The organism is Bacillus sp. JJ1127, assembly GCF_036965845.1.
Taxonomy (GTDB): Bacteria; Bacillota; Bacilli; order Bacillales; family Bacillaceae_G; genus Bacillus_A.
This window is the reverse complement of sequence record NZ_JBALQK010000088.1, coordinates 9738-18577: the sequence shown is the minus strand read 5'-3', so window position 1 is coordinate 18577 and position 8840 is coordinate 9738. Positions and strand designations below refer to the sequence as shown.

The 8840-nt window shown below is 34.6% G+C and carries 8 protein-coding genes and 2 pseudogenes; 5 read left to right on the top strand and 5 right to left on the bottom strand.

Annotated elements, in window-relative coordinates; all coding sequences use genetic code 11:
- Positions 1-15 precede the first annotated feature (15 nt).
- The gene (locus tag V7183_RS10265; protein WP_335359415.1) at positions 16-195 is read right to left on the bottom strand and encodes an acid-soluble spore protein H; all 180 of its coding nucleotides are present in this window, start codon (positions 193-195) and stop codon (positions 16-18) included.
- 114 nt (positions 196-309) lie between these two features.
- On the bottom strand, positions 310-597 hold the full coding sequence (locus V7183_RS10260) for an ArsR/SmtB family transcription factor (protein ID WP_001075218.1): 288 nt from the start codon (positions 595-597) through the stop codon (positions 310-312).
- A gap of 391 nt (positions 598-988) precedes the next feature.
- On the opposite strand from V7183_RS10260, the gene V7183_RS10255 reads away from it, so the two are divergent.
- Together V7183_RS10255 and V7183_RS10250 are read left to right on the top strand one after the other, a co-directional pair.
- Positions 989-1531 carry a TlpA disulfide reductase family protein gene (locus V7183_RS10255; protein ID WP_373605235.1) on the top strand — a complete coding sequence of 181 codons (543 nt, stop codon included), beginning with the start codon at positions 989-991 and terminating at the stop codon, positions 1529-1531.
- Positions 1532-1815: 284 nt separating this feature from the next.
- Positions 1816-3429, top strand: coding sequence for a lactate permease LctP family transporter (locus tag V7183_RS10250; protein WP_335359414.1), 1614 nt, complete (start codon positions 1816-1818; stop codon positions 3427-3429).
- 109 nt (positions 3430-3538) lie between these two features.
- On the opposite strand, the gene aspA is transcribed toward V7183_RS10250, so the two are convergent.
- From aspA to gloA2, 3 genes are all read right to left on the bottom strand, one after another.
- On the bottom strand, positions 3539-4972 hold the full coding sequence (gene aspA / locus V7183_RS10245) for an aspartate ammonia-lyase (RefSeq protein ID WP_335359413.1): 1434 nt from the start codon (positions 4970-4972) through the stop codon (positions 3539-3541).
- 368 nt (positions 4973-5340) lie between these two features.
- Entirely contained in the window at positions 5341-6636 is a 1296-nt protein-coding gene (locus tag V7183_RS10240) for a hemolysin family protein (RefSeq protein ID WP_335359412.1), read from the bottom strand.
- A 108-nt stretch (positions 6637-6744) separates the two neighbouring features.
- Positions 6745-7131: an SMU1112c/YaeR family gloxylase I-like metalloprotein gene (gene gloA2, locus V7183_RS10235; protein WP_335359411.1), complete on the bottom strand. Its 387-nt coding sequence runs from the start codon at positions 7129-7131 to the stop codon at positions 6745-6747.
- Positions 7132-7222: 91 nt separating this feature from the next.
- Here gloA2 and V7183_RS25945 point away from each other — a divergent pair.
- The 3 genes and pseudogenes from V7183_RS25945 to V7183_RS10225 all read left to right on the top strand — a co-directional run.
- Positions 7223-7360 (top strand): annotated as a pseudogene (locus tag V7183_RS25945) (Na+ dependent nucleoside transporter N-terminal domain-containing protein); the annotation flags it as partial.
- A gap of 24 nt (positions 7361-7384) precedes the next feature.
- A pseudogene (locus V7183_RS25940) lies at positions 7385-7625 on the top strand (nucleoside transporter C-terminal domain-containing protein); the annotation flags it as partial.
- A gap of 189 nt (positions 7626-7814) precedes the next feature.
- Positions 7815-8831 carry an LCP family glycopolymer transferase gene (locus V7183_RS10225; RefSeq protein WP_335359410.1) on the top strand — a complete coding sequence of 339 codons (1017 nt, stop codon included), beginning with the start codon at positions 7815-7817 and terminating at the stop codon, positions 8829-8831.
- The last annotated feature ends 9 nt before the right edge of the window (positions 8832-8840 follow it).

Below are 8840 nucleotides of genomic sequence, written 5' to 3'. Positions count from 1 at the left end.
GCTAACTTCCGTTTTTTATCTCTCCTCTAACGCTGTAATATCCACTTGTACTGTTTCATGTGGAGTATCCACATCATGTACATCTGCAATTCCGCGCTCTTCATCACAACCTTCAATCCAAACTGGTACACCTTGATATGTAACATTGATTCGGCTTGAAGACGACAAAATTTGTTTCACACGCTTTATATCCATTAGTTTTCCTCCTTTTACTTATTCCCCCTTTTCTAGCTTGTCATATCCCGCCTAAATATATTCCATAAGAAAAGACGTATATTTCTATACGCCTTTTTCCAAGATATTCAAATTTTATGAAAATAATGTTTTTACAACTTCACTTACTTTGTCATTATGCACTTGATAATATACTTCTAAGCCACGTCTCTCAAAACGAACAACTTTATTCTGCTTTAATTTCGTTAAATGCTGTGAAACGGTCGATTGCGGAATTTCTAACACTTCCTGTAATTGCGTTACATTGCATGTTCCACGTTGCATAAGCTCCATTACTAAACGAAGACGTAGTGGATGAGCTAGCGCTCTCAACATTTGTACATCCTCTTCTGAAATACGACAATCAAATTGGTTTTGATTCATAAAGTTCCCCTCATTTTTTCATTTTTATATTTCTCTTTATTTATTTATATATTTGTCTTTATATTTCCTGTTACGACACAACTTTATCAACTTCAAACAATAAAATTATCTTCCTCCTTTTATCAACATACACTTCAGAAAAAATCCATGCTGATTTTGAATATTATACTATACGATATAGTGAAAAGCAAAACATACGGATAGGAATACTTTGCTTCACAAATGCTGTTTTATCAACCTTCTTGTCATATTTTTTCCTTCATACTTCTTCCTGTAATGATATTGTAAGATATTGTTCTTAAATGATATATCATTGTAAAATTGTTTGACCCTTAGCAATAGCTTTGTTACGATAAAAAGAGTGAAATTTTGGTAAGGAGGCTGATTCACAATTAAAAAGTGGTTCCTAATTGGCTTAATTAGTATTGCACTTGGTTGGACAATTATCCATAACTTTGTACTTAAGGATAAAGAAGAACAACATACTACAGCATCTGATCTTCGAATCGGAACAGAAATCGGCAACATTGCACCTAATTTTCTTCTACAAACAATTGATGGGAAAGAAGTTCATCTTTCCGATTATAAAGGAAAAAAGGTGATATTGAATTTTTGGGCAAGTTGGTGTGGCCCATGTAAGATAGAAATGCCTGATATTGAAAAGTTCTATAATGATACAAAAGAAGACAAAATTGAGATTGTTGCTGTAAATGCAACTGCTAGTGAACAAGATCCCGCTCATGTGAAACAATTCCTTCAAGAAAATAAATATACTTTCCCTGTTCTATTAGACACAAAAGGACAAGCAAATGCAACATATCAAATTATGAGTATTCCAACATCCTTTATTCTTGATACAGAAGGAGTTATTCGTTTTAAACATGTAGGACCGATGACATACGAAAATATGAAGGAATACACGAAGAATTTATAAAGTGAAACTTTAATCTTCCTTACTCATTTTTAAATCTTAGGATGGGGTTACTTATACATAGAAGAGTAAAAGAGTGCTCAAAAACAGATGGGCACTCTTTTTGTCCAGTTTATGAACAAAATGTAGCGGATTTTTTACAGATAACACTATTATGGAATAATAATACTTTTTTACGTTGACAATAGTGTTGAAGGAGAATATACTTAGCAATGTAAGTTGATTGTGAATTGTTTCACAAATAATGTGAATTCATTCACATATTATAGATAGGAGTTGTCATTATTATGAGTACTTGGACACAGATTTACGATCCTTTGAACAATATTTGGTTATCAGCACTTGTCGCTGCTCTTCCAATCTTATTTTTTGTTCTTTGTTTAACAGTATTTAAGATCAAAGGATACTTATCAGGACTTTATAGTGTAATTTTAGCAATCATTATTTCCATACTTGTTTACAAAATGCCTGCAACTATGGCGGTATCATCAGCTGCATTTGGAGTAGTAGCTGGATTTTATCCAATTTGTACAATCGTTATCGCAGCAATTTTCCTTTACAAACTAACTGTAAAAACTGAGCAATTTAACGTCATTCGTGATAGCATTTCTAGTATTACAAACGACCGTCGTCTTCAAGTCTTGTTAATCGCTTATTCTTTCGGTGCTTTCTTAGAAGGTGCAGCAGGTTTTGGTGTACCAGTTGCAATTACAGCAGCATTACTTGTAGGTATGGGCTTTAACCCATTAAAAGCAGCTGGTATTTGTTTAGTTGCTAATATTGCCGGTGGTGCGATGGGAGCAATGGGTATTCCAGTTACAGTACCTGCTCAATTAACACAAATAGATCCATTAATTGTTGGTCGTCAAACTGTAACATTATTACCTTTCATTAGCTTTGTACTACCATTCTTACTTGTTGCAATGGTAGATGGTATAAAAGGAATTAAAGAAACTTGGCAAGGTATCATTGTAAGTGGTGGTGCATTTGCTATTACACAATTTGTTGTAACATATTTCCTTGGTGCAGAACTTACTGATATTTTCGCAGCTGTAGTCAGCATGATTGCATTATCATTATTCTTACGTGTATGGCAGCCAAAATCTTCAACAAAAGAGAAAGAAAAGAAAAAAGAAAAACCTCATTATAATATGAAACAAATTTTATACGCTTGGTCACCATTTGTATTCTTAACTGCATTTGTAACAATTTTTAACTTAAAAGTAGTAAAAGCTTTATTCGCTCCAAACGGTGCATTAAGTAACTTAATATGGAATATTCAAGTACCTGGCCTGCACAATCACGTGATTAAAACAGCGCCAATTGTTAAAGCAGATACACCATTTGCAGCAATCTTTAAATTAGATGTATTCTCATCAACAACTACTGCTATTGTTCTTGCAATTATTGTATCTTTACTTGTATACCGCGTGAACGGTAAATTAGTAAAAGAATTAGCTATTGAAACATTAAAAGAGTTAAAAGCACCAATTTATACAATTTGTAGCGTAATCGCATTAGCATATGTAACAAACTATTCTGGTATGTCTTCAACTCTTGGATTAGCCTTATCATCTACTGGGAATATATTCCCAATCTTATCTCCGATCTTAGGTTGGATTGGCGTATTCATAACTGGTTCTGTAGTATCCAGCGGCTCTCTATTTGCACCTCTTCAAGCTGTTACAGCCGCTCAAATAAATATCGAGCCTTCTACTCTTGTTGCCTTAAACGTAGTCGGCGGTACAATGGCAAAAATGGTATCACCACAATCAGTTGCTGTAGCTTGCGCGGCAGTTGGAATAGTTGGTAAAGAATCAGAGCTATTTAAAATAACAATGAAATATAGCTTAATCTTCTTAGTAATTATTAGCTTACTGCAACTTAAATCTATATTTTAATATTTTTTAAAATCTGAAAACGATCCCTGACAAAGGGATCGTTTCTTCATTTTCTTTTCTAGACGAAATCATTCGAGATATTTGAATAAAAAATCCTGATACGTGTGTATCAGGATTTTTTATTCTTTAATAACGATGCACCTGCTATTTCAGGATGCGTCATTTCATGTGGATCTAAAATAATATCGAGCTCTTCTTCTGTTAAGACACCATGTTCTAAACAAAGTTCTCGAACTGATTTTCCTGTCGCAATAGCTTCACGAGCAATACGAGAAGCCGCTTCATATCCAATATGAGGGTTCACTGCTGTAATAATCCCAACGCTTTTTTCAACATATTGTTTCAGCAATTCTTCATTCGCAGTAATTCCCTCAATGCAATATTCACGGAATACACGGAATGCATTATTCATAATGCTAATGGATTGAATCAAATTAAAAACTAACACTGGTTCCATTACATTTAATTCTAGCTGCCCTGCTTCCGATGCTAAACAAATTGTATGGTCATTACCAATAACTTGGAATGCCACCTGGTTAATAACTTCTGCCATAACTGGATTTACTTTTCCTGGCATAATAGATGATCCTGGTTGACGAGCTGGCAATTGAATTTCAGCTAGTCCAACCCTTGGACCAGATGCCATAATGCGTAAGTCATTTGCAATCTTAGACATGTTCATCATACACACTTTCAGCGCTGCTGATACTTCTGTATACGCATCTGTATTTTGCGTTGCATCGACTAAATGCTCTGCACCTACAAGTGGAAAACCACTAAGATTTCGTAAATGATTTACAACTCGCTCAATATAAATAGGATTTGCATTTAACCCTGTTCCAACAGCCGTTGCTCCCATATTTACTTCATATAAGTGTTGACGAGACTGTTTAATTCGCTTTATATCACGCTCAAGTACACGACCATACGCTTCGAATTCTTGACCAAGACGAATTGGAACTGCATCTTGCAAATGAGTACGTCCCATTTTAATCACATGGTCAAATTCTTTTGCTTTATTAGTAAAAGCAAGATGAAGTTCCTCCATTGTAGCAAGTAACTCTTCCAGCATCATTAACGTTGCAATATGGATTCCTGTTGGAAATGCATCATTTGTTGATTGTGCCATATTTACATGTGTATTGGGACTAATTGTTGCATAATTTCCCTTTTCACACTTCATTCGTTCTAATGCACGGTTTGCAATTACTTCATTTGTATTCATATTAATTGAAGTTCCTGCCCCGCCCTGAATTGGATCTACAATAAACTGATCATGAAATTTTCCATCAACAATTTCCTGCGCAGCTTCCGCAATTTCTTTCCCAATATTTTCAGGTAAATAGCCCGTCTCCATATTTGCAAGTGCTGCCGCTTTTTTCACAATCGCCATAGCAGTAATGAGTGATTTATGAATACGATATCCCGTAATAGGAAAGTTTTCTACCGCACGCAATGTTTGAACACCATAATAAGCTTCATTTGGTACTTCTTTCTCACCTAAAAAATCTTTTTCTATCCGTATGTCTTTCGTTGCTATCATTTTCATCACCTATACTTTTCATTCTACCTCAATAATTTCCAAAGGTTTTTCTATGAAAATATAATTTTAATAAGAGAAATATTTCCATATATTTCTTCACTATACAGCACCCTTTCTGAAAGCGCAAACATTTGAACTTCTCTGCGCATTTTTCATCTATATACATCCATTTTGATTTTCCAGCATATAAGTCGCAGCTATGAAGAACAAAAAGTGACCGCTACTTGTTTGCTCTCTTTGTTTTCACTTGGCATGGGGCAGAAAAAGGATCTGACCGCTTCTATACATGGCCGGATGCTCTCTCCCACCTAAAAAGAAAGGTTTTATGTCGATTTTTCAATGTGTACTTATCTATTCTTCTTTAACATTTAATTAGCTTTCGTTATTTCCACACGTTTAATTTGATGCGTGTCTTTTTCAATAATTTTGAAACTCCAACCACCCGTCTCAATGATGTCTCCTACAACAATTGTTTGTTTTTGCATCATAATCCAACCACCAATGGTATCTACATCATCAGCAACTAAATGTAGGCCAAATAAATCATTCACTTCACTAATCAGTACTTTTCCCTCTACAATCTTACATGTTTCGCTTATATGTTCTATCGGTGGATACTCATCCTCATCATATTCATCCCGAATTTCCCCGACAATTTCCTCTAAAATATCTTCAAGTGTCACGATTCCTGCAGTACCACCGTATTCATCATATAAAATTGCCAGTGGAATGCGTCTTTTCTGCATTTGTAATAATAAATCATGAATTGGAATATTTTCTAACACTTCAATAACAGGTCTTGTATACGGTGTAATAGAACATTCTTCATTTCGACCGCCATCCATATAGCGAATAAATAAATCCTTTACATTAACCATTCCAATAATCTCATCTTTATCCTCTCCAAATACAGGATATCTCGTATATTTTTCTTGTCCAATAATTTTAATATGCGTCTCAAATGGTTCATCTTCATATAAACCAACAATTTCAGTACGCGGGACCATAATCTCTTTCGCGAGCCGATTATCAAATTCAAAAATATTATTTACATATTTAAACTCAGCCTGGTTAATCTCTCCGCTCTCATAACTCTCCGATAAAATAAGTCTTAACTCTTCTTCTGAATGTGCAACTTCATGTTCAGAAGCGGGGGGCAATCCAAATATCCCCGTCACAAGGCGTGCCGATCCGTTTAAAGCCCAAATAAACGGATACATAATCCGATAAAAATAAATAAGTGGCTGAGATAATAACAAGCTAACTTGTTCTGCTTTTTGAATAGCCAATGTTTTAGGTGCAAGTTCACCAATTACAACATGCAAAAATGTAATAACAGCAAATGCAATAATAAATGACACAGCACTAGAAACTACTGGTAAAAATTCCATTTTCAGAAATAACGGTTCCAATAAATGTTTTATCGTTGGTTCACCTAACCACCCTAATCCTAAAGCTGTAATGGTAATTCCAAGCTGGCAGGCTGATAAATATTCATCTAAATTTGAAATGACTTTCTTTGCTGCGAATGACCCTCGTTTTTTTTCATCTACGAGCTGATTAATACGACTGCTACGCACCTTTATAATTGCAAATTCAATCGCTACAAAAAAGCCAGTTAACGCAATCAGAACAACGACCATCATTAATTTCACAATCTCCAAAATACCCTTTAGCTTTTCTTAGCTAAAGCTACACCTCCTTTTTAAAAGAAGTTTTACTTTAGTTTCTTCATTTGTAAAAAAGCAAACCTATATAAAATTCCCCAATTTTTACTCCTCATATAATTCTAATGGTAAACAATCAGGGTCTTGGAAAAATACAAACCGTCTTCCTGTTATTTCATCAACACGTATTGGTTCCGTGTCTACTCCGTACCGATTTAGATGTTTTACTGCCTCATCTATATCCGTCACTGCAAATGCTAAGTGTCTAAGACCCGCTGCTTCTGGAAAACTTGGACGCTCTGGCGGGTTTGGAAATGAAAACAATTCAATTTGATATTGTTCTCCTACACATAAATCTAATTTATAGGAATCCCTTTCTTTTCTGTATACTTCATTTACTACTTTAAATCCTAAAATCCCGGTATAGAATTCTTTAGATGTTTTATAGTCAGAACAAATAATTGCAATGTGATGAACTTTAGATATGTTCATTCTTTCACTCATTCCTCTCTTTACTAAACAGGTATATTCTCTCTAGAAATGAAAAACCTATGTAACAGAATCCTCTTTTAGGAGGCCTATTATGAAATTTGTTACTTTCTTTCTCGGTCTTGTTGTTGTTTTTTTCCTTGCTTTCATTGCTAGTAATAATAAAAAGCATATTAAATTTAGACCCATTTTCATCATGCTTATTATACAGTTAATTTTGACCTATTTATTATTAAATACCAGAATTGGACTTGTGCTTGTAACAAATGAGTTTGTGGCCATGATGGATCTTAGCAAACTTGCAAACAGCTTATCTGCACGTACAGTAGGTATCTGTATCCTTTGCAAACTTCTCCCCTATCGGTATTATTTCAGGCGCTGTAAAAGGATTGAATGAAGAACAAGGAAACGTCATTGCTCGTTTCGGCTTGAAGTTGTTGTATGGTGCAACACTTGTTAGTATTTTATCCGCAATTATTGTAAGTGTTATGCTCTAAATAGGAAAATTTTAATCCTTTTTTATTCATCCCTTTTGTATACAATAACGAATAGATGTCTCATAAATAATCGAGACATCTATTTTTTATACATGTACAATTCCTTTTATTTAGCGTACAATATCTTTTATGTGTCTCATCTACACATCATAAGAAAATATACAAACTGAAAGATTTAAAGGAGAACATATGATGAAATCCGATGTAGAAAAAAATAACAGAACCTCAAAGAGGCGATTTAAAAACAGACGCCTGCTATGGTTCATTCTCGTTCCATTACTTATCGTAACAATTGGGGGCGGGAGCTATTTCTTCCATATATACAGCAAAGCAAAATCCGTTGTAAACAATGCATACTCCGAGTTAGACCGAGGAGATAAATCCAGTAAACGTGAAAAAGCTGTGAAACCTATGACAGATAATGTCTCTGTTCTCATTATGGGTGTTGATGAGAGTGATATTCGCGAAAAAGACTATGGCAAAGCAACCCGTACAGATGCGCTATTACTTGCCACGATTAATAAAAACGACAAATCCGTAAAACTTGTTAGTATTCCACGCGACTCTCGTGTCTATATTAAATCCCGTAATAAACAAGATAAAATTACACACGCTCATGTATTTGGCGGTGTTGATAGTACAATTGATACAGTGGAGAACTTTTTAAATGTTCCTGTTGATTATTATGTTAAATTTAACTTTAAATCATTTATAAAAATTGTTGATTCTCTTGGTGGCATCGATGTAGACGTTCCAGTTGAATTTACAGAACAAAACAGTAAAGACGAGCCAGATGCTATCCATCTAAAAAAAGGACGCCAACATTTAAATGGTGAGGAAGCACTTGCTTTAGCAAGAACTCGTCACATTGATAGCGACTATATGCGTGGTCAGCGCCAGGAGCTTGTTTTAGAAGCTATTGCTCAAAAAGCGCTATCCATCAATTCCATTAATAAAATTGGTGACTTATTAGATGCTGTTGATCATGATCTAAAAACAAACCTGGATTTTGATGACATGATGACTATTACAACAAATTTAATGGGCTCAAATTTAAAGTTGGACAAGCTTCAAGTAAAAGGTTCCGATAAATATATAGATGGTATCTACTACTACATTCCTGACGAAAAGAGTGTTCACGATATATCTACCACATTACAGCAACATCTCGGTGTTACGAATAAAAGTGAGCATAAAAAATTATAACAAAAAGGC

Bases quoted from the DNA above. Each gene is read 5' to 3' on its own strand.
- V7183_RS10250 (WP_335359414.1), top strand. From the start codon at position 1,816: ATGAGTACTTGGACACAGATTTACGATCCTTTGAACAATATTTGGTTA.
- gloA2 (WP_335359411.1), bottom strand. From the start codon at position 7,131: ATGAACATATCTAAAGTTCATCACATTGCAATTATTTGTTCTGACTAT.
- V7183_RS10260 (WP_001075218.1), bottom strand. From the start codon at position 597: ATGAATCAAAACCAATTTGATTGTCGTATTTCAGAAGAGGATGTACAA.
- V7183_RS10225 (WP_335359410.1), top strand. From the start codon at position 7,815: ATGATGAAATCCGATGTAGAAAAAAATAACAGAACCTCAAAGAGGCGA.
- aspA (WP_335359413.1), bottom strand. From the start codon at position 4,972: ATGATAGCAACGAAAGACATACGGATAGAAAAAGATTTTTTAGGTGAG.
- V7183_RS10265 (WP_335359415.1), bottom strand. From the start codon at position 195: ATGGATATAAAGCGTGTGAAACAAATTTTGTCGTCTTCAAGCCGAATC.